This window comes from Sulfurimonas sediminis, assembly GCF_014905115.1.
GTDB lineage: Bacteria > Campylobacterota > Campylobacteria > Campylobacterales > Sulfurimonadaceae > Sulfurimonas > Sulfurimonas sediminis.
In genome coordinates, this window is the sequence record NZ_CP041235.1 from 1314876 (window position 1) to 1334649 (window position 19774).

Consider the following 19774-nt stretch of genomic DNA (forward strand, 5'->3'; position numbering starts at 1 on the left):
ATAAGCATAATAAGTGTAAAATATTTTAACAAAAAGTAAAAAGTGTGTATATAGGAAGCAATTAGGTGCAAGGTTTTATCATTAATTTAAATCGCGTCAAAGATGAGGATTTAATAGTAAATATTTTATCTCAAAACAGCTTAGATACCCTTTACAGATTCTACGGCGCACGCCATGGTGTTATAAATATAGGTTTTAAAATTGATTATGAAATCGAAAACTCGGCAAAATCTACCATATCAAGACTCAAAGATGTTATTCATATCGGATACCCATGGATAAATGATTATGCTCTGCTGCGGTTATGGCAGGACTTTCTGGGACTTTTTTACAGACACCTCAAAGATTCTGAAGATATTGGCTCTTTTTATTTTGACTTGATTCATCAAGCTTCACAAAACTGGGACAGACAAAATCCTAAACGCATAGCGGTAGAAGCCTATGTCAAACTTTTGGAACATGAGGGACGATTGCATACAGATATGCACTGTTTTTTATGTTCTAAAAAAATTGATGGGGATGTCTCGCTCTTGCGTGCATATCTTCCGACGCACGAACAGTGTTCGCATACTCTTCCCATCAACAAAAAAGGGCTAAAAGAACTCTTTGAAAACAAATCTTCTCTTTTTTTAGGCAACAAAGAAGTAGATCGTCTGTGGAATGTTTTACTTGAAGGTTTATAATTTTGTCATCTTGTTATACTCCACAATCATTCCGTGAAATCTGGCATATATAAGGTTTAAATCATTACATGTAAAGGCCTCTTTTATGTCTGATTCCAAAAACTCTTTATACTGCATATAGTTTTTAAACTCTATGCCAAAGCTTTTTAACAGTCTTTTTGTATAGCTGTCCACGACCATTTCATCCCTGTAACAGGCATAGCAGAGAATGGCATCCGCACTCTCTTGTCCTATACCCAATTGCGACAAAAGCCACTCTCTTGTTACTTCTTTTTGAAACTGTTCAAAAGTGCCAAACTCTGCTTTGATATTATTTGCCAATGCTAAAAGTCTCGGTGCCTTTTGATTATAAAATCCACTCGGACGGATTTTTTCTTTTAATGTCTCTACATGTAAAGCGGCAAAGCTTTCCAGATCCAAAAATAATTCCAGATTTTTCAAAGACTTTTCTACATTTTTCCATGTCGTATTTTGCGTTAAAACAGCACCAATAACCACTTTAAAAGTTCCCGCATCCGGCCACCAGAGTTTCGGCGAATGCTGCAACAGATTTTTTGCTTCTAAAAATTCATATATCTGCAGAGAATTTGTATACATGTAAACCTTTTAAACCTTTGCACTAAGCTCTTTTTTTCGCTACCAAGGAAGCTGCACGAGTTTGTTCATAGTAGATAATATCAATGCACATAAAAGTTCATTCTCATACAAAAGATATTCCGGATTTTGAGGATAAAAAATTTTGTTCCATCTCTCTTTATCTTCTAACACTGCAAACTTCTTATAAAAGCAATCAAATCTTCTTTTTTTAATGGTTTTGAATAATAGTACCCTTGAAATATATCACATCCATACTCTTTAAGTTTATCAACCTGTTCTTTACTCTCTGTGCCTTCAGCCAAAATATCCATGGAAAAGTTTTTACCAATATTGATAATTGTTTTGACAAGATTCTTATCTTTGTTTGAATACAACAGTTCATCAACAAAAGCCTTATCAATCTTGAGTTCATTGATTGGAAGCTTTGTTAGAACACTTAATGATGAATACCCTGTACCAAAGTCATCTAAAGAAAGTAACATACCTTCTGCCCGTATCGATTTAAGTATCGGCAAGACATAATCCAGGTCTTCTATAGGTAAACGTTCCGTTACTTCTAAAGTAAGCAGTGATGTGTCAAACTGCACTTTATGAATCATCTCCAGAAGATTCTTGAGAAAATGATTTTCCATAAGTTGAACAATAGAAACATTAACAGAGAGTTGGAATGTTTTCCCAACTTCTGCATATATTTTTTTTATCTCCAAAAGTAAGCGATTTGTAATATAGTTGCCAAGTTCTAAAATCAATCCGGTTGCTTCGGCAACAGGAATAAAATCCGCAGGGGAAACAAAACCAAGTTTTTCATTTTTCCATCGCACAAGTGCTTCCACCCCATGGAGCGTTCCATCTGCATTTATTTGTGGTTGGTATACCATATAAATTTCATTTTTTTGCAAAGCACTTCTAAGTTCTTGCTCGATCGTAATATTTGCACTGTTTTTTTCTTGCATCTCTTTTGTAAAAAAAGCATAAGAATTTTTTACTTTTTTTGCCTCGTACATAGCTATATCTGCCAAAGAGAGCAAGGTATCAAAATCAGAAGCATCATCAGGGTATACAGAAACACCGACACTTGCACCCAGTCTTACTTCTATGTCTTCTATAATATAAGGCATGGTAATAACTTCTATTAACTCTTGCAGATTTTTATTTTGAGAATTATTGATAATGATAAATTCGTCTCCTCCCTGTCGCGCTACCAAATCTTTTTCTGTAAAAAAAGCTTGCAGCCTCTTCGCAACGAGAACAAGTATTTTATCTCCAAAAATATGTCCAAAAGTATCATTAATATTTTTAAAATTATCAAGATCAATAAAAATAACCTGTGCGCCCTTTTGCATAACAAACTTATTTGAATGATAAACATTTTCATAAATAAATGCTCTGTTTGGCAAATTAGTCAGCAAATCATGGGTCGTTTTAAAGAGTAAATCACGCTCTTTGGCGTTTTCATACTTTTCTATCGACTTAAATAAAAAATAAAACAGAAGCATCATAATTATATAAAGCATTACCAACAAAACAATGTCTTTGTATATCTCTTGTGTTATAGCACTATTGTAATGATACACACTTATCCAGACTTTGTATTTTTTATCATAATAAAGAGCTCCGTTTATAGGTCTTCCCTGCATATCTTTTGAAAAAAAAGAAAAAACTTTAGCACTGCTTTTTAATTCTTGCAGCGTTATATGATTCATTACTAATATCTGATTTATAACGGATGTACATCTATTTTTAGGGCAGGATTCTCCATAAAGTATTTGTGCATCGTGATTGTCTTTTTTATTGGAGTAAAAGAGGCGATAATAGCCCTCAGAAAATTTTTTAATTAACAAAATATCTTCATCAGGTTCTGTTTCAAAACCGGAAAAAAGATTTTTTTTCTGTGTATTAATTATAGCAATAGCCATGACACCGACAACTTTGCCGTTTTTGTCACGAATCGCTTTTCGCAGTGGTAAAATCCATTGTCCCAACGGTTTAAAAAAGAAACTTCTGCCAATCACTAAATGTTGACTTTTGAGTGTCTCCTGGAAAGAACTTTTTGCTTCTTTGATTTCTAAAGCATTTATTTTCTTTCCATGAAGTTCTTTATTTGATATAAGCAGATTTCCTTGCGGATCAAGATAGCCAAAACCTATGACCGCAGGATTCACCTCTTGCAGTGTATCAAAAATTTTTGTTTTTTCTTTAGGATCTTTTGAGATATGAGGATTAACAACCGTTGTTCCCACAACTTGCAGCATCGTCTCAGATTGTACCAAAAAATCATGAAACATTTTTGCAACATTTGCAGTGTCCTGCTCATTTTTTTTACGTACAATACTTTGTAACTCTGTATACTTTGTATAAGTAAAAGCAGCAAATACCACTGCAGAACTTATCATAATGACATAAAAAATAGTCCATTTGTTTTTTACTATATTCATAGTATTAATTGTAGCACAATTTTTTATGAAAGTCAGTTTTTATAATTTTTAACAAGCTTTTTTATAAGTTCAATTTATTGCCAAAAAAAACTTAAAAGTGGTATTTTTCACATAAGAACGGATTGTTTCTTTTAATGTTTTTACATGTAAACCTTTATACCTTATGGGTATCTTTAAAACTTACTAACATCTTTTTCTTGCCACAAGAGAAGCCACACGGGTATCTTCTCCTCGCAGATTCACTTCATCCCTTTCTTCATAGTAAATAATATCAAGCCCGATAAAGGCATGGAGCAATTCGTTTGTACGCAAAAGGTATTCAGGATTTGCCGGCTGATTAAAATCGCCGTGTGCCACAATAAACGTTTCAAAAATCAACAGGCCGTTTGGCTTGAGCGCTTCTTTTATCTGCGGCAACAACCTTCTGCTCAAATAGTTAATATTGATAATGAGATCGTACGCATTTTTCTCTAAATTATAACTGTCCAGATCAGCTTCTATTTTGTTGATTTTTTCATCATCTTTTACCTGGGAAAGTGCATAGTCACTAAAGTCCACAGCATCAACAAAAAAGCCTTTTTCTGCCAGAAAGTGTGTATTTCTGCCAATTCCGCAGGCAATATCAAGTGCTTTGTCTCCGCTTGCCAAACCAATATATTTTTCAACGACAGGTTCTACATTTTTTCGCATCGGCTTCTCTACATGGCGAATATTCCAGCGTTCTTTATCTTCTATCATTCTCAACCTTTCTTGTTTTAAGAGTTTTTGGAGGTGCCCTTCAATACCATTAAGTTTAGCATTTATTTGGAACCGGTACTTCAGTGCCGGCTGAGAGTGGCAAGACTATTGCAACAGCCGGCACTGAAGTACCGGTTCCGAAAAAGCATTAATTTTCTTAACTTAATGGCATTGGAGGTGCCCTTAATATGTTATTATATTGAAATTTTTTTGTATACACCTTTAACCGGCAAAACAAACATGAATTATTTTCAGGAAGCTTTAGTATGAAATTTTTTTTATTTTTATTTGTTTTCTTGCTTTGTCTGCTCCGTGCCGAATCCATAGATACAAACGCATCGTATCTTGATACTGCGCATAAAATAATTTCTGACAAAGTCACAGGCTATTCAGATACCCTTGATCAGACAATCAGCAAATTGTTCACAGGAAAAAAAGCACAAAATGCCTATGATGATTTTTTTAAAAATGAAAAATATTTCAATGAAACAGAAAAATCATTTGTCAGTGTAAACCTCAATACTCAATTTCAGTCAAAATACAGAGAAAAAACCACACTTAACATAAATGCCAACATTGCTTTGCAAAGAACAAACCAAAAACTTAATCTTTTTGTCTCAGGTATAAATGAAAATAAAAAAATAATAGACAAGAATGCTCCCACGGAACTTGGACTCAACTATTTCAGAGCAGACAGGTACAATATACAAAGCAGATATTCAATCGGAGTCAGGGGGTTTTATCCCTTTATCAGAGCACGCTATTATAAGATTTTTGCTGCAAAAAGTTGGAAGATCGAACCGATGCAGCTTTTTGAGTATTCAAGCAAGGATGCTTTTAAAGAGAGTACGTTCATCTATTTTGACAAAACACTTGCTGACAAATCACTTCTGAGGGTTACGCTGCAAAGAGAGACACAAACAAAAATCAAAGGAATGGACTATGCTGTTTCAACACAATATTACTGGAATTTTTACAAAAAAAATATTCTGAGCATCTCTGAAATATTGTCTGGAAACACAGAATATACAACAGAGACTTCTACACGAAAATACAGTGGCATCAATAACTATGCCACAGTCTTGACTTTTAGAAAAAACATATGGAAAAAATGGTTTTTTTATCAAGTCAGCCCCTCTGTGAATTTTCACAAAGAAAATGACTACAAAGCAAATTATGCGATTGCATTTTTAGTCAATCTTTATTTTGGTGATTTTGACTGAGATTTACGAAAGTCTTCTTTTGTAATCTTCATAGCCAAATTCTTTGATAAGCTCCATCGTTCCATTTTTGCGTTTAATCACCAAAGAAGGCAGTTTTACTCCGTTAAATGTAGTGTTCTTTACAAAAGTATAATGAATTTGATCCTCAAATATCACAGTATCGCCTACATGTAAAGGGGAATCAAAAGAGTAGTCACCCATAATATCACCGGCAAGACAGGTATTGCCTCCCAAACGGTAGGTATATTTTTTTTCATCTGCAAGACCTGCACCTCTTACTTCGGCACGATAGGGCATTGCCAGTGTATCAGGCATATGTGCTTCTGCTGATGTATCCAAAATGGCTATATTCATGCCGTTTTGAAAAACGTCCAAAACAGTGGACTGCAGATAGCCTGTTTCCCAGCCAACAGCCTCCCCCGGTTCCAAATAGACATCAACATCATATTTTTTACGAAATCCTTTGATTATCCAAATAAGTTTTTCAATATCATAGCCTTTTTTTGTAATATGGTGCCCTCCGCCGAAATTAACATATTGCAAATTTTTCAGATATCTGCCGAATTTATCTTCAAAAGCCGCTAAAACCTGTTCAAGCGCATCTACATTTTGCTCACACAGTGCATGAAAATTCAGTCCGTCTATCTTTTCAAGCAGTTTTTCATCAAAATTTTGCAGAGTTGTTCCCAGTCTGCTGTACAAGCCACAGGGGTTGTATATATCGACCGGGGAAGAGGAGACTTCAGGGTTTACTCTCAGAGAAACATGAATATTTTTGTTTATTTCTTTGACTTTCCAAATATATCTTTCCAATTGCTTTGGAGAATTAAAGACTATATGATCAGATATTTTGGCTATTTCTTCAATCTCATCATCTTTATATGCCGGAGAATATGTATGCACTTCTGCATCCGGATTGTATTTGCAAAACTCTTCACGCGCAAGTTTTGCCTCATACAGACCACTGGCTGTACAGCCTTTTAAATATTTAGCCACCAGCTCAAAAGTACTCCACATTGCAAAGCCCTTCAATGCAAGAATAATTTTGGCACCGCTTTGCTGCTGGACATATTCCAGAGTTTTTAAATTTCTTTCTAAAAGAGCTTCCTCACATACATAACACGGTGTTTTTATTGGATTCATTTACTTATTCTAGTTCTTGAATTTTCCATGGAAGTCCCTGTTTATTAAGCTCCTCCATAAAAGGATCAGGATCAAACTCTTCCATATTATGCACACCTGTTTTATACCAGACTTTTTCAAGCATCAGTTTTGCACCTATCATCGCCGGAACTCCCGTCGTATATGAAACTGCCTGAGAATTTACTTCTTTGTAACATGCCTCATGGTCACTCACCTGATAAATGTAGATTTTTTTCTTTTTGCCGTCTTTTACACCCTCTGCCACAATACCGATATTTGTTTTTCCTTTTGTACGAGGGCCAAGTGAAGCTGGATCAGGAAGCAGTGTTTTTAAAAACTCTATAGGAATGATTTTCTGCCCGTTATGCTCAACAGGTTCAATACCCAGCATACCGACATTTTGTAAACACTGCATATGCGTAAGATAACTCTCTCCAAAGGTCATAAAAAACCGAATACGCTTGAGTCCTTTTATATGTTTTACCAGTGATTCCATCTCTTCATGATAAAGCAGATAGGAATCTTTAGGCCCTACTTCAGGATAATCCCACACCATTTTTATCTCCATCGGCTTTGTCTCTATCCATTGCCCGTTTTCCCAGTATCGTCCGTTTGCAGAAACTTCACGGAGGTTGATTTCAGGGTTGAAATTTGTCGCAAAAGGGTAGCCGTGATCTCCTGCATTACAGTCAAGTATATCTATAGTGTGAATTTCATCAAAATAGTGTTTTTGCGCATAGGCACAAAAAACATTTGTCACGCCCGGATCAAAACCGCTTCCAAGCAGTCCCATGATACCTGCTTCATGAAATGCTTTGTCTTTTTCCCACTGTAATTTATACTCAAACTTTGCCTCATCGGGATGTTCATAGTTTGCCGTGTCAAGGTAGTCTGTTTTTGTTGCGATACAGGCATCCATTATGGTCAAATCCTGATACGGCAATGCCACATTGATTACAATGTCTGCCCGTACCTTGTTTATTAATTCAATTATTTCCTGGGTATTGTCGGCATCAAGAGCAAAGGTCTCTATATCTGCATCAGGCAGTTCTGCTCTGATGGCATCGCATTTTGATTTTGTTCTGCTTGCAAGTACAATTTTTCCAAAAACATTTGCATTTTGTACACATTTATGCACAACTACCCGACTTACGCCACCTGCACCTATTATTAAAGTTGTCTTCATTCTAATTCTCCCTAAAAGCATCTGCTAATGTAAAAATCCATATCATAAGTGTAACCAACAAGCTCAGTAAAACCAGAGTTGCTCCGGCATCTTTTGCCTGTTTTGCCAAAATATGGTACTCATTGGTCACCAGATCCACAACTCTTTCAACGGCACTGTTTGCAACTTCTGCCAACACAGGGATAAACAGTGAGATAAAAAGTATACTTGAGTGGACAAAGTCTACAGGTAAAACCCAGGCAACAACTCCCATCACCAAAAGCATGAAAAGCTGCCACTTAAATGATGTTTCGTTCTTTACTATATCTATAAAACCCTCTACTGCATACATACCGTTTCTGTAAAGATTGTGTTTTGGTTTATTCAGCTTCATATTTTTCTCTCATTTTTAAAATTATCTCTTGTAACTCTTTTGCTTTTGTGTTTATCGGCAGAGGATTTCCAAAACAGATTTTAACTTCTCTGCGCTTAAAAATATTCCTTTTTGCATCTTTTGGCTTGTATTTTGCAAAAGAACTGCCAAATATCCCCTTTCCTATATAAAAAGGAACGATGACACCCTCATAATCATTCGGAATTAACTCATACCCTCTTTTAAACTCATGAATGTTTCCGTCTTTTGATATTTCTCCTTCTGGAAAGAGTGCTACAACACTCCCTTTTTGTAATCTTTTATGCGCTTCTTTTATGGCATCTTTAAAGGCTCTGGGTGAGAGAGGAATTGCTTCTCCTTTTTTAAAAATCGGATGAAAAAATTTCCAGTTATATATATCTTTGTCCATCATATAGTTTATGCGTCTTTGCAAAGGAAGCTGCAGTAAAATCCAGTCAAGCCAGCTTACATGATTGCCAAGCAGCAACACAGCTTTATCCTGCGGAATATTTTCCAGACCGATATAAATATATTTATGCCTGAGTGCTGCAAACAGACCCATGAGTGAAAAAAACATCTCGATAACATATCTTTTATAGAGCTTTCGTATCAAATAAAGGCCGACAAAACCCATAAAATAAAAAAGCAACTCCGCATTCATCCCAAAATATGCAAATATCGTTGTAAGCAGTAAAAAAGTAAACATAAAAATATTTTGTATAAAATTGTTTGCCGCTAAAATAATCCCAAGATGCACACGTGAAGCCAGGTACTGAATTCTTGCATTTAACGGCACCAGAATAAATGCCGCAAAAATACCAAAGAGTGTAAACATAACTGCAATAAGTGTCATAGAGTGCAAAAACGGCACACTAAAAACTATAAGTGTAATAAGTGTTGCCCCTATCCCCGCCAAACCGACATTGATATAAAATCTTGAAAGTTTTGCAACCATAATGGAGCCGATAACAATGCCAATACCTGCAAGCGCCATCACACCCTGAACATAGATAGTGTTGGTTACATGTAGCTCATCTTTTGCATATTCCCCAAACACAGCCAAAACAACCTGTGATATAGACCAGAAAAGACTGAGTGCGATAATCGCATCAAAAATTTCTCTGTTTCTTCTGACTGTTTTAATGTTTCTGAACAAATAGACACCGCTCACATACTTTTTTAAGCGAAAATCCCGTTTGCTCGCTTCTATCATTTTATTTGGCAGTTTGGAGGCCAAAAACCATTCGATAATCGAACCAATCACCAAAAGCCAGCCCAAAGGAGCAACAGCCTGTAATATTTGCGATTGTGTCACTAAAGAATCATCATACATTCCCTCAAATAAAACCGTATAAAAAATAATACCGCCGAGAATTGCAACGGTTGTGATTGCCTGAACAGCACTGTTGGCACTGCTGAGAAATTTCACACCAACTAACTCTTTTATATAGCCGTATTTCGCCGGGCCGTAAATTGCACTTTGCATTGCAAGCAAAAAGGTTAAGATAAATGCAAAAACAAAATACCCATGATAATAGGCATAGGTAATACCAAGGGTAATAATAACCGCAAAAAGAGCAGCATACTCCATGATTTTGTTTTTGGCAAATCTGTCTGCCAAGAAACCCGAAGGAGAAAAAATCAAAATAAAAGGAAGCAAAACCAGGGCATTGACGATTGCTGTCAAGACAATTTGTGTACTGCCGTCATAAACCTTGAATATCGTATTTTGTATAATGATTTTGTGCCCAAGATCGGTAAAAGCATTGAGAAAAACCACTGCAAGATAGTTGATAACACCTGCTATTTTAAACATTTTCTTCTTGTGCTAAAAGCGTACTCCATCCTTCATAATAGCCCTGCTCTTTTTTTATTGCTTCAAAAAGTTCATTGACAACTTTTTTTACTTCCTCTCTTGTCACAGCATGTGTTTTAAGCAGAGCCACACCGTTTTCAAACTCTTCACTGCTTATCTCATCTTTAAAACTAAAACCTTCAAGGGATAAAGAGTTTAAAAATTTATTCTTTTGTGTAGGTGTATCAAAAGAGACATAATGCTCTACAGCTCTTGGAATTTCCAGATCATCCCCCTCTTCTTCAAGTAAAAAAATAATTTTTTCACTCTTTATATGACACAGTTCAAGTTCATTTGGAGCAAGATTTTTATAATGAAAGTCCCATTTTGTATCACGGACTACGCTGCTTTCATATATATAGTTTGCATCCTTGAGTAAATTTGTTACAATTGAATCCAAACCTTTGGAGTCAAGCGCATAAAAATAAAGTTCACTCCAGCCATCCACAGCCCTCGAACCCACATATTTTGCTTTGTCATCATGTTCCAATGCTATGATCAGGGACTCTTTGACATCCAGATACTCTTCAAAGCCTTCCGCACTCTCATCCAAAGCATCAAACTTTATAAACACACTGAACAGCCATCCATACTTGTTACTGTAGCCATAGGCATGCAAATCAATTTCTATAAATACTTTTTTTCCGTCTTCGTTTCTTATAAATATTTCTCTCATAGACTCTCAATCTCTTTTTTTCTTTATTATATCAAAGATTCTTCTTTTAAATCGATAATAATTATCACAATTAAGATTAGTTTTAAAATAAAAGTATATAATTTCTCCATTCAAAAAGGTTTTGATATTCAATATCACAATCAACAAAAAGGATTAAAAATGAAAAAGTCAAAAATCTCATTCGCCTTAGCGAGTATGTTATTAGTAAGCAGTGCCTCATTCGGGGATGATAAAACAGATATTCTTAAACTTCAGCAGGAAGTAAAAGACCTCAAAGAAATGACACAGATTCTTGTTGATGAAACAAGTGATTTGAAAACCGGTTTTAATTATACCAAAGTTGATGAAAAAAAGCGATATACAGGTTTGGGTAGTGCTGCATCTAAAGTTTACTACTCAAAATCACCGTTAAGTATCGGTGGATATGGCGAAATGTATTATTCAAGCAGCCAAAAAGGTGGTTCTGAAACACAGATAAAAAGATTCATTACATATTTTGGATATAAATTTTCTGACAATATCATCTTAAACTCGGAAATTGAATACGAAGGTGGCGGTGTAAAAGCTACAAGTACAGGTGCTACCGGTGATACAGTGGCCGTTGAATTTATGTACCTTGACTTCATAGGAAACAAAAACTTCAATGCACGTCTTGGTAATTTTCTTGTTCCTATGGGTTTAATGAATGAGCAGCATGAACCGACACTTTTTACAACGATCCAGCGTCCAAACACAGCGAAATATGTTATTCCGACAACATGGAACAGTTCAGGCGCAATGCTTTACGGTGAAATTGCAGAGGGTATAGAGTATAAGGCTTCCATTGTCACAGCACTGCAGATTACAGATACCGGAGACAAATGGGTAAGAAACGGCCGTGGCAGCGGGCGTTTGGTAAAAAATCCGGATGCAGCAGGACAGGTAAGAGTTGATTACACAGGAACAAGTGGTTTGCTTATCGGTGCTTCATCATATTTTTCCAAAGATCTGTTTATGTTTGATGTTCACCTTGATTATAAAATAGGCAATGCCAGAGTTTATGGTACCTATGCACAAAATAAAAGAGTAGATACCAATGCAAGTCAACAGGTGACAGCCAACTATGGCGGTTTCTTAAATGCAAGTTACAATATTGCTTCTTTGATAGGCACTGACAAAAAAACACCTCTTTTTGTGCAGTATGAACGATACAACCCTCAGTCAGAGGTAAGTAACGGGAGTACGGCAGGTGATGCTATAACAGATGTGACGCTTGGAATCAACTTTTTTCCACATGAGCAGGTAGTCCTTAAAGCTGAGTATGTTATCTCAGATAATGTAGCTACAGGGAACATCACCGGCATATCTTTAGGTTTTGTTTTTTAAAAAACATTCAGACATATTTTCTCCTTTATGGGGTTTTGCGGCAATTTTACTGCAAAACCCCAATTATTTTGCTAGAATTTTAAAAATAAATATTTAAAGACTTAAACTATGAAATATATTTCACTATTTATACTGTTATTAACACAACAATTATCAGCACAACTCCTTGTGTCTCCCATTGATGCAATGAAAGAGAACTTTGATCGCAACGCAACAATTACCAAAAAAAATATTCTTCTGACACATGACAAATTTAAAACAATACAAAAAAATGCAGGCGTAAAACTTACTACAAAAATTTACAGAGTTTATATAGCCAAAAAAAATGGAAAAATACTGGGATATGGTGTACTTGTCAACAGAAAGGTCCGTTCCAAGAATGCGGTCACACTCTATTTCTTCAAAGACTCTGTTTTACAGGGAATAGAAGTCATTGCCTTTAATGAAACGCTGGAATATCTTCCGCCAAAAAGATGGACACAGCAGTTTGAAAACAGAAAAACCGACAAGGTATTAAAACTTAATCGGGAGATAACAAATATCTCAGGGGCAACAATGAGCGCAAAAAGTCTTACAGACGGTTCGCGTATAGCATTTGCCATATACAACATGCTGTATAAGGACAAATAATTGCGTTTTACTCTTATAAAAAATCTAAAGAAAGACTCTACTATCAAGCCTATGCTCAACGGGTTGCTTATCTTCATGCTTTTCTATTTTGCTGCTGAAGTATTTGTGGATTATAGCAACTTTGGTCTTTCCTACGAACAAGTAAAATTTACACTTTTTGGAGATGAAGAAAACTTTTTAGAACCCATTTCTCAAGCTTCGTTTTTAGAATATATTCATACTAAAATATTTTTTATGATGATGATACTCCTCACCCTCAGTGCTGTGTTTATTCGCTTGAGTTCCAGGGAGAGCTTAAAATTTTTCTGTCTGAACAGTGTTATGATAAGTGCCCTTACTATGCTTATAACACTTCCTCTTGCATATTATACAAGTCCTTTTTTTACATATATCTATTTATTGACATATTATGTATGGCATTTGTGTGCATTTTACATGGTTTTGCATTCTTTATGGAGTCTTAATTTTGCAAAAAGCATATAACTTTGCCATATTTTATTTTATTCTCTTTTCACTGCTGCTGCTTCTGAGCAGTAGTGTTCTTTTTGCATCCAAAATCGGCTTTACAACCGAAGGTGTCCTAACATACTATCTTGGAAATGAGACACTTTTCATTGCACCTAAAACACCAGGCGGTATACTTAAAATTGTTCTGCCGCATATTTTTGCTTTTGGACTTTTTGTCATGGTTACAGTACACTTTTTACTCTTTACACACAAAAAAAGAACCAAAGAACTGCAACTGCTTACATCTGCTCTGTTTATTCTCTCATTTTTGGAAATCTTCACTCCATTTGCCATTATAAACGGTTTTGAGTCGCTTGCATTCTTAAAAATATTTTCATTTTTTTTCTTTGAAGTTGTCATACTCTATACTTTGTTTATACTCTTTAAAAGTATTTTATATGATTAATTGGCTACAATATTTGTTATGAAAAAAATTATATTAATACTTCTGGTCTTTCTCGGATACACTTCTTTGTTTTGTAATGACAATACGGTCTGTAAAAAATGCCATCCTTTGATTTATAAAGAGTATTACAACTCCATACATAGAAAATCATCCCTGGCCAATGATAAAATATATAAAGCAGTTTTTGAAAAAGAACATGCAAAAAAACAAAAATGCAACAGCTGCCATGCCCCAAGCGCAAAAAACCCCCAAGAGGAAAAAGAAGCACCCATATCGTGTATCTACTGCCATACCATTAAAAATATCGTAAAAGATGACACAGCAAATAAAAATATTTTAACAGGAAAGAAAAAAGACTTTTTCAGCGCGCAAAAAGACAAAAAAAATGAATCTAAAGTAAAATATGAAACAACAACTTCTTTCTTTGGTCTTATAAAACGCTCTAAAAATTCCCCTTATCATCAAATAGAGTACAACAATGAAAACTACTATAACGGCAATGTCTGCATGGGATGCCATTCACATGTAAACAACGCCCATAATTTTGACATTATCATGCTTGATGCATATATTGACCAAAAAGACAAAAACACCTGTATATCCTGTCATATGCCACAGGTAACAGGCAGTAAAACAACGCTGAGTGACAGTAAAACCCATGCCTATCATGGTATAGCCGGTTTGCACAGATTCACTGAAACACTTGGTAAATATATAGATTTTCAAGTACAAAAACATGAAAAAGGCTTTCAGGTCACCCTAAAAAATCTGACAAACCATGCTCTTTTCGGACAGGCATACAGAGAAGGGATTTTAAATGTTACAGTCATACGAGGCAAAGAAAAACTAGTCCAGAAACCCTATATATTTACACGTATTTTCGGTAAGGGCAATGAAGAAAGTATGCCTTTTGAAGCAACAAATATTTTAAAAGACACTCTTATTTATGCAAAAAAAAATATTCTCTATACAACAAAACTGCAAAAAGGAGATAAAGTCGTACTGACCCTCGGTTTCCGTCTCATCTCAAAAAAAGCAGCAAAAGAGTTAGATCTTCAAAATGATAAAAAACTCACAAAAATAAAGGTTTTAAAAACGGAAACATTCAGTTTTTAACCCGGATTATGCAATAGATCAACATAATCATCTATGTTTTTACTTATAATGAGCTTTTTATCTGCCTGTAAAATAATATAGGCAAGATTTTTTGCATTTAAAAACGCATATGATTTTTTTACCGGCATAACACTTGCAGCCGTTGCATATGCATCGAGTGTCGCCGAAGGAAGTTTTGAAACAAGTGTTATGGAGATGAATTTTTGCTCTGATTCTTTTGTTTTTGGATTAATGAGATGATTATACTTTTTTCTTTGTACATAACGGTTATAGTTGCCGCTTGTACTTACACCACTGTCACGCATGATAAATGTAACCAAAGGATGTGTCACATCCAGAGGGTTGTTAACGGCAACCTTGCAGCTGCCTATACATCGTATGTCTCCGCTCAGAGCAACCACTGCCTTCTTCACCTTGTTTTGCAGTAAAAATTTACTGACTTTGTCTGTCGCAAACCCCTTTCCCATACCGCCAAGATCTATTTTGACACCATTTTCCAAAAAAGCTTCATGCCTGTCAAATCTGAGTGCCTCAATGGAGGTAGAACTCTTTTGCAGCTCACTTTTTGCAGCAATACGTTCATTGGCACCAAATCTGTACAAATCTTTTGTAATAGTTCCTACAGCGATATTAAAATATCCCTCTGTCTCTTTATAGTATTTTAAAGAGAGTTTCAAGGCTTCGTAGGAGTATTGATTCAAAAATGCGTGATGGCTGTTGTTGAGTTTAAATATTGGCGTGTTCTTTTTATAGGTAGAAAGAGAATTGTCAACCCTTTTTATAATCTCAAAAGAGGGTTTGAGGAGCTTTTTGTCTTCTTTGTCAACTGATATTGATACAAAAGTGCCCATAAGTACTTTTGTACGTTGTATCATCTGTACATCGGCATTACATGTAATGAACAACGATGCAAAAAGAAAAAGTCTGTACATGAATTAGATGTCAATAATCTCATTGACTTCAAGTCCGAACCCGCCAAGTCCGACAAAGTCAGTCTTCTTCATAGACGTAATAAGATTCATTTTTGAAATACCAAATGATTTAATAATCTGTGCACCAATACCGAACTCTTTTATAGCTGCATTATCCTGATGGTGTGTTTTGTTTATAAAAACCAATAAACCGCTGTTTTGTTTAAGATACTCTATGGAGCTGATAAGGTTATTGTATTTTTCTTGCTGCAAGAACAGTTCACAATCCGGAATAACATTGTGAACCCGTACATTGGCAACTTCTCCGGCATTGTAAAAAAGTATGGCAGTGTGTTGTATACCATCATGGTCTTCAAAGGTATGTCGCTGTACTTTTACTCCGAAAAACTCTATCTCCTGAACATCTGTCTCTTTGACAAGTCTCTCGTTTGCAAGTCGGTATTCAACAATATCAGAAATAAATACCGTATGCAAATCATGCTTTTTCGCAAAAATATCTAAATCATCCCGGCGTGCCATTTCACCGTCATCTTTAATAATTTCACAAATAACACCCGCTTCGCTTAACCCTGCCAAGCGACATAAATCAACCGACCCCTCCGTATGACCTGTTCTTACAAGTGTACCGCCCTCTTTTGCAATGAGAGGAAAAATATGTCCCGGTTTTACCAACTCATCCGGTTTGGAAATAGGATTTGCCAGTATTTTTATAGTATCATCTCTCTCTTTTGCCGAAATACCTGTCAAAGCATTTTTGGCATCAACAGAGATTGTAAAGGCAGTTTCATACGAAGAAGTATTTGAACTCACCATAGGATTCAAATCAAGCCTGTCGGCAATAGACTTGGAAAGAGCAACACAGATAAGCCCCCGTGCGTGCATTGCCATAAAGTTTACATGTGCCGGTGTAGAAAAGGCAGCCGCATAGACCAGATCGCCCTCATTTTCTCTGTCCTCATCATCGACCATAATAACCATCTTGCCTTTTTTGATATCTTCTATCGCCTGTAAAACTCTCTCTGTCGGTTTCATATTTTCTCTTTCTATATTTGTTTTTTCTTTTCTTTATTATAGGAAAATTTGTATTAAAAAGAGTTCAAAAAAAAAATTAATATTTTTTGCAAAAAACTCTTGACATAAAAGAAATTTTTGTCTATAATTTCGCTCACAAACACAGAGTAAAAGTGTTTGAAACACCGCGGAATAGAGCAGTTCGGTAGCTCGTCGGGCTCATAACCCGAAGGTCACAGGTTCAAATCCTGTTTCCGCAACCAATCTTTAATCTACAAAGCATTGGGGTATCGCCAAGCGGTAAGGCACCAGTTTTTGGTACTGGCATTCGGGGGTTCGAATCCCTCTACCCCATCCATCTATATACTTAAACCAATCCAAAAAAGTCTAAAAACTCCCTAAAATACGAACTTTAATCTATTTTATAAATCTAATACAATATGCACAAATATATGGAGTATATATAATGAATAAAAATCCTATAAACAAAAAGATTATCTCTAAAATTGTAATAATCTCACAAGCAATTGAGGGTTATTCAACTCCAAATGATTCAGTGATTAAAAAAGCTCAATCACTTAGAGAGAAGTATGGCATCAAAGCATCAGTTAGTAGATAGTAAATTCTATTACGAGAGCCGTGATGTTTCAATCACTAAAATATGTTATACTTAGACAACTAAAGGAGGTAATTACAAATGCAAATATCTTTAAATATTCAAGATGATGTTTATCAAAAGCTCAAAAATGCTGGTATAGATATGCAATCAAAGATTAATGAATACCTTCTGTATCTAGTAGATAGAAAAGATGATTATTTGAACTCTAAACAGTTTCAAGAGGACAGAGCTTATTTTCACAAAATACTAGAAGATATAGAAAGTGGAAAGACAAAACCTCTTTCACATACAGAAGTATGGAATACAATAGAACAGCATACTAGCAACTAAGCATGAAAATTATCTATGAGCCAAGGTTTGTAAATTCTTTTAATAACATTTGGGACTATATCGCACAAGATAGCAAAAATAGAGCAAATAAATTTAAAAAAGAGATAAAAAAATTAATTGAAGATATACACCTTATGCCTTACAAATGTAGAAAATCAATTTACTTTGATAATGATAATATCCGAGACTCGATTTATAAAGGATATACAGTCGTATATAAAATTGATGACAAGAAATCAATCATTACAGTTTTAGGTATTAAAAAGTATAAGGCAGAATTGTAAGTCACTTTAATTTTTGGGGTATATACAGGGGTATATTTTTATTTTGTATTCAAAAAATATAATAAAATAGGGATACAGTGAATCCTTCTACCCCATCCACAATCGCAAATTTTAAACAAACAGACTTTATTATGAACGAAACAACTGATTTAACAACTTTAACTATAAGAATGGGTGTTTTTGTAGTTATTGCAGGAATATTCTATTTTATTTTAAAATCTAAAAAGAAATAAAATCAGTTAAAGAGAATTATAATTTCTCTTTAACCATGTTGTCCAGATAATTAAACAACTCCTGTGATGCTTTTTCTGCACCCCAATCCTAAAAAAACAGGAATTTAAAAGAAGAACAATAATTGCTTAAACTCTAAAAAACTAAAGTGATTACATATGGCAACAAAAACAAGAGAAAAATTAGCGAAAAAGCGTTCTATAAGAGGGTATGCAGATCAAGCCCAATCAAATCAACTTTTAAAATTGTTTTCAGAGGTGACAGACTATCGGAAACCTCAAGGTAAAAGACACCGACTAGAACATATTTTATATCTTTCAGTATTGGCTGGATTGATGGGAGCAACTGACTATAAGCAAATATCTATTTGGATAGAGAAGCATATTCAAAAAGAACAAGTTAAAAGATTATTAGGTGTAGAGTTTATATTAACACCAAAGAAAAGTTTGGTTTCTGATGTGTTAGCGAAAGTTGATAGCCAAGAAGTTGAAGTTGTTTTTAGGAAATGGATAAGAACCTATGTCGATACAAGAGGAAAGCACCTGAGCGTAGATGGCAAGGTTATGAATGGCAGCAAATACAAAGATAAGAGATCAATAGAAGTAGTTGGTGCTGTTTTATCTGAGATAGGGGTAATAATTGCTCATCAACAAATAGCAGAGAAGTCGAATGAAATACCTGCCCTTCAGGCTATGATAGGGGAATTGGGAGATGAATTTATCTTTACTTTTGATGCAATGAATACCCAAAAAAACTCTTGATGCTATCGAAAATAGTGGTTCAAAATATATTGCCAAGGTAAAAGATAATCAAAAAACCTTACTTGATAAAATAGATGAAATTTCAAGAGATATAAAACCGACAAATATTTACAAGGCTAAACCTGTCCAACAATCTAATGAATGGATTAATAGGAAGGTGTTTGTATATCAACCAACTACTTTTTATCATAATGGCATAACTCATATTCGCTCAATAATAAAAGTTATAAAAAAAGTAGAGTCAACAAATCATAAAACTGGCGAGATTACTAATAGCACTAGAATTCAATTCTGTATTGCAAATTTTCATGAAAGTGCAGAATTCTTTCACAATAAAATTTTACACCATTGGAAAGTGGAAACCATGCATCAATACAAAGATAATTCACTTTTAGAAGATGCTCATAATTGTCATTTAAATCCATTTTTAATGACTATTCTTAGAAGTATGATTTTGAATATTTTACACCTTAATGGTGCAAAATCTATACAAGAACAACTCATCAACAATAGATGGGATTTGGATGACTCTATCGCTCAAATATTAAAATTTAGTTTTTAGAGGATTGTGGTGCTTTTTCTGCATCTTTAAATACTTTTATGATTTCATCAACTTTATCACTGCCAAGCATGCGCATAGCTTTTGCTATATCATCATGCACCTGAATTCCAC

23 protein-coding genes and 2 tRNA genes are annotated in these 19774 nt (G+C 34.9%); 14 read left to right on the forward strand and 11 right to left on the reverse strand.

What is annotated here, in order from left to right; genetic code table 11:
- Positions 1-65 precede the first annotated feature (65 nt).
- Positions 66-683, forward strand: a complete 618-nt coding sequence (recO, locus tag FJR45_RS07135; protein ID WP_193149914.1) for a recombination protein RecO — start codon at positions 66-68, stop codon at positions 681-683.
- Here the strand turns inward: recO and FJR45_RS07140 are convergent.
- From FJR45_RS07140 to FJR45_RS07150, 4 genes are all read right to left on the reverse strand, one after another.
- Positions 678-1280, reverse strand: coding sequence for a 3-methyladenine DNA glycosylase (locus FJR45_RS07140; RefSeq protein WP_193149915.1), 603 nt, complete (start codon positions 1278-1280; stop codon positions 678-680). The two genes, recO and FJR45_RS07140, sit on opposite strands and share 6 nt — an antisense overlap.
- A gap of 39 nt (positions 1281-1319) precedes the next feature.
- Positions 1320-1451: a hypothetical protein gene (locus tag FJR45_RS12560; RefSeq protein WP_264299316.1), complete on the reverse strand. Its 132-nt coding sequence runs from the start codon at positions 1449-1451 to the stop codon at positions 1320-1322.
- A complete protein-coding gene (locus FJR45_RS07145; protein WP_193149916.1) occupies positions 1445-3715 on the reverse strand; it encodes a bifunctional diguanylate cyclase/phosphodiesterase in 2271 nt (756 codons plus the stop codon). The genes FJR45_RS12560 and FJR45_RS07145 overlap by 7 nt, the downstream gene beginning before the upstream one ends.
- A 183-nt stretch (positions 3716-3898) precedes the next feature.
- Positions 3899-4453 (reverse strand): class I SAM-dependent methyltransferase, encoded by a 555-nt coding sequence (locus FJR45_RS07150; protein WP_193149917.1) that lies wholly within the window; start codon positions 4451-4453, stop codon positions 3899-3901.
- A gap of 266 nt (positions 4454-4719) precedes the next feature.
- On the opposite strand from FJR45_RS07150, the gene FJR45_RS07155 reads away from it, so the two are divergent.
- The gene (locus FJR45_RS07155; RefSeq protein WP_193149918.1) at positions 4720-5676 is read left to right on the forward strand and encodes a hypothetical protein; all 957 of its coding nucleotides are present in this window, start codon (positions 4720-4722) and stop codon (positions 5674-5676) included.
- 3 nt (positions 5677-5679) lie between these two features.
- Here the strand turns inward: FJR45_RS07155 and nspC are convergent, their stop codons facing one another.
- From nspC to FJR45_RS07180, 5 genes are read right to left on the reverse strand one after another with little or no spacing between them, the layout of a single operon-like run.
- Positions 5680-6819, reverse strand: a complete 1140-nt coding sequence (nspC, locus tag FJR45_RS07160) for a carboxynorspermidine decarboxylase (RefSeq protein WP_193149919.1) — start codon at positions 6817-6819, stop codon at positions 5680-5682.
- A 4-nt stretch (positions 6820-6823) separates the two neighbouring features.
- Positions 6824-8005: a saccharopine dehydrogenase family protein gene (locus tag FJR45_RS07165; protein ID WP_193149920.1), complete on the reverse strand. Its 1182-nt coding sequence runs from the start codon at positions 8003-8005 to the stop codon at positions 6824-6826.
- Position 8006: 1 nt separating this feature from the next.
- A complete protein-coding gene (locus FJR45_RS07170; RefSeq protein WP_193149921.1) occupies positions 8007-8378 on the reverse strand; it encodes a diacylglycerol kinase in 372 nt (123 codons plus the stop codon).
- The gene (locus FJR45_RS07175) at positions 8365-10194 is read right to left on the reverse strand and encodes an MFS transporter (protein WP_193149922.1); all 1830 of its coding nucleotides are present in this window, start codon (positions 10192-10194) and stop codon (positions 8365-8367) included. The genes FJR45_RS07170 and FJR45_RS07175 overlap by 14 nt, the downstream gene beginning before the upstream one ends.
- The gene (locus FJR45_RS07180; RefSeq protein ID WP_193149923.1) at positions 10187-10909 is read right to left on the reverse strand and encodes a ribonuclease E inhibitor RraB; all 723 of its coding nucleotides are present in this window, start codon (positions 10907-10909) and stop codon (positions 10187-10189) included. Before FJR45_RS07180 ends, FJR45_RS07175 begins: the two co-directional genes overlap by 8 nt.
- 159 nt (positions 10910-11068) lie before the next feature.
- Between FJR45_RS07180 and FJR45_RS07185 the strand changes: the two genes are divergently transcribed.
- The 5 genes from FJR45_RS07185 (at position 11069) to FJR45_RS07205 (ending at position 14933) form a co-directional block, all read left to right on the forward strand.
- Positions 11069-12274, forward strand: coding sequence for a porin (locus tag FJR45_RS07185; RefSeq protein ID WP_193149924.1), 1206 nt, complete (start codon positions 11069-11071; stop codon positions 12272-12274).
- A 108-nt stretch (positions 12275-12382) separates the two neighbouring features.
- Positions 12383-12904: an FMN-binding protein gene (locus FJR45_RS07190; protein ID WP_193149925.1), complete on the forward strand. Its 522-nt coding sequence runs from the start codon at positions 12383-12385 to the stop codon at positions 12902-12904.
- Positions 12905-13387, forward strand: a complete 483-nt coding sequence (locus tag FJR45_RS07195; RefSeq protein WP_193149926.1) for an Aq_1264-related membrane protein — start codon at positions 12905-12907, stop codon at positions 13385-13387.
- A complete protein-coding gene (locus FJR45_RS07200; protein WP_193149927.1) occupies positions 13371-13817 on the forward strand; it encodes an Aq_1264-related membrane protein in 447 nt (148 codons plus the stop codon). Before FJR45_RS07195 ends, FJR45_RS07200 begins: the two co-directional genes overlap by 17 nt.
- A gap of 18 nt (positions 13818-13835) precedes the next feature.
- Positions 13836-14933 carry a multiheme c-type cytochrome gene (locus FJR45_RS07205; protein WP_193149928.1) on the forward strand — a complete coding sequence of 366 codons (1098 nt, stop codon included), beginning with the start codon at positions 13836-13838 and terminating at the stop codon, positions 14931-14933.
- Here FJR45_RS07205 and FJR45_RS07210 read toward each other — a convergent pair.
- Together FJR45_RS07210 and FJR45_RS07215 are read right to left on the reverse strand one after the other, a co-directional pair.
- Positions 14930-15865 carry an FAD:protein FMN transferase gene (locus FJR45_RS07210; protein WP_193149929.1) on the reverse strand — a complete coding sequence of 312 codons (936 nt, stop codon included), beginning with the start codon at positions 15863-15865 and terminating at the stop codon, positions 14930-14932. The two genes, FJR45_RS07205 and FJR45_RS07210, sit on opposite strands and share 4 nt — an antisense overlap.
- Positions 15866-15868: 3 nt before the next feature.
- Entirely contained in the window at positions 15869-16897 is a 1029-nt protein-coding gene (locus tag FJR45_RS07215; protein WP_193149930.1) for a bifunctional 3,4-dihydroxy-2-butanone 4-phosphate synthase/GTP cyclohydrolase II, read from the reverse strand.
- 165 nt (positions 16898-17062) lie between these two features.
- Between FJR45_RS07215 and FJR45_RS07220 the strand changes: the two genes are divergently transcribed.
- The 7 genes from FJR45_RS07220 to FJR45_RS07250 all read left to right on the forward strand — a co-directional run bounded on the left by FJR45_RS07220 (position 17063) and on the right by FJR45_RS07250 (position 19663).
- Positions 17063-17139, forward strand: a tRNA-Met gene (locus tag FJR45_RS07220).
- A 20-nt stretch (positions 17140-17159) separates the two neighbouring features.
- Positions 17160-17234: transfer RNA gene (locus FJR45_RS07225), tRNA-Gln, on the forward strand.
- Positions 17235-17342: 108 nt separating this feature from the next.
- Complete coding sequence (locus FJR45_RS07230; protein WP_193149931.1) at positions 17343-17495, forward strand: hypothetical protein; 153 nt, start codon at positions 17343-17345, stop codon at positions 17493-17495.
- Positions 17496-17573: 78 nt separating this feature from the next.
- A complete protein-coding gene (locus FJR45_RS07235) occupies positions 17574-17825 on the forward strand; it encodes a hypothetical protein (RefSeq protein ID WP_193149932.1) in 252 nt (83 codons plus the stop codon).
- 2 nt (positions 17826-17827) lie between these two features.
- The gene (locus FJR45_RS07240; RefSeq protein ID WP_193149933.1) at positions 17828-18109 is read left to right on the forward strand and encodes a type II toxin-antitoxin system RelE/ParE family toxin; all 282 of its coding nucleotides are present in this window, start codon (positions 17828-17830) and stop codon (positions 18107-18109) included.
- Between the two features lie 389 nt (positions 18110-18498).
- Entirely contained in the window at positions 18499-19101 is a 603-nt protein-coding gene (locus tag FJR45_RS07245) for an ISAs1 family transposase (RefSeq protein ID WP_193149934.1), read from the forward strand.
- A 28-nt stretch (positions 19102-19129) separates the two neighbouring features.
- Positions 19130-19663, forward strand: coding sequence for a hypothetical protein (locus FJR45_RS07250; protein WP_347402237.1), 534 nt, complete (start codon positions 19130-19132; stop codon positions 19661-19663).
- Positions 19664-19774 lie beyond the last annotated feature (111 nt).

Excerpts from the sequence above, each read along its gene's own strand:
- FJR45_RS07240 (WP_193149933.1), top strand. The coding sequence starts at position 17,828 with ATGAAAATTATCTATGAGCCAAGGTTTGTAAATTCTTTTAATAACATT.
- FJR45_RS07140 (WP_193149915.1), bottom strand. The coding sequence starts at position 1,280 with ATGTATACAAATTCTCTGCAGATATATGAATTTTTAGAAGCAAAAAAT.
- FJR45_RS07155 (WP_193149918.1), top strand. The coding sequence starts at position 4,720 with ATGAAATTTTTTTTATTTTTATTTGTTTTCTTGCTTTGTCTGCTCCGT.
- FJR45_RS07205 (WP_193149928.1), top strand. The coding sequence starts at position 13,836 with ATGAAAAAAATTATATTAATACTTCTGGTCTTTCTCGGATACACTTCT.
- FJR45_RS07170 (WP_193149921.1), bottom strand. The coding sequence starts at position 8,378 with ATGAAGCTGAATAAACCAAAACACAATCTTTACAGAAACGGTATGTAT.
- FJR45_RS07180 (WP_193149923.1), bottom strand. The coding sequence starts at position 10,909 with ATGAGAGAAATATTTATAAGAAACGAAGACGGAAAAAAAGTATTTATA.
- FJR45_RS07190 (WP_193149925.1), top strand. The coding sequence starts at position 12,383 with ATGAAATATATTTCACTATTTATACTGTTATTAACACAACAATTATCA.
- FJR45_RS07235 (WP_193149932.1), top strand. The coding sequence starts at position 17,574 with ATGCAAATATCTTTAAATATTCAAGATGATGTTTATCAAAAGCTCAAA.
- FJR45_RS07230 (WP_193149931.1), top strand. The coding sequence starts at position 17,343 with ATGAATAAAAATCCTATAAACAAAAAGATTATCTCTAAAATTGTAATA.
- FJR45_RS07185 (WP_193149924.1), top strand. The coding sequence starts at position 11,069 with ATGAAAAAGTCAAAAATCTCATTCGCCTTAGCGAGTATGTTATTAGTA.
- FJR45_RS07165 (WP_193149920.1), bottom strand. The coding sequence starts at position 8,005 with ATGAAGACAACTTTAATAATAGGTGCAGGTGGCGTAAGTCGGGTAGTT.
- FJR45_RS07150 (WP_193149917.1), bottom strand. The coding sequence starts at position 4,453 with ATGATAGAAGATAAAGAACGCTGGAATATTCGCCATGTAGAGAAGCCG.
- nspC (WP_193149919.1), bottom strand. The coding sequence starts at position 6,819 with ATGAATCCAATAAAAACACCGTGTTATGTATGTGAGGAAGCTCTTTTA.
- FJR45_RS07145 (WP_193149916.1), bottom strand. The coding sequence starts at position 3,715 with ATGAATATAGTAAAAAACAAATGGACTATTTTTTATGTCATTATGATA.
- FJR45_RS07215 (WP_193149930.1), bottom strand. The coding sequence starts at position 16,897 with ATGAAACCGACAGAGAGAGTTTTACAGGCGATAGAAGATATCAAAAAA.
- FJR45_RS07175 (WP_193149922.1), bottom strand. The coding sequence starts at position 10,194 with ATGTTTAAAATAGCAGGTGTTATCAACTATCTTGCAGTGGTTTTTCTC.
- FJR45_RS07245 (WP_193149934.1), top strand. The coding sequence starts at position 18,499 with ATGGCAACAAAAACAAGAGAAAAATTAGCGAAAAAGCGTTCTATAAGA.
- FJR45_RS07210 (WP_193149929.1), bottom strand. The coding sequence starts at position 15,865 with ATGTACAGACTTTTTCTTTTTGCATCGTTGTTCATTACATGTAATGCC.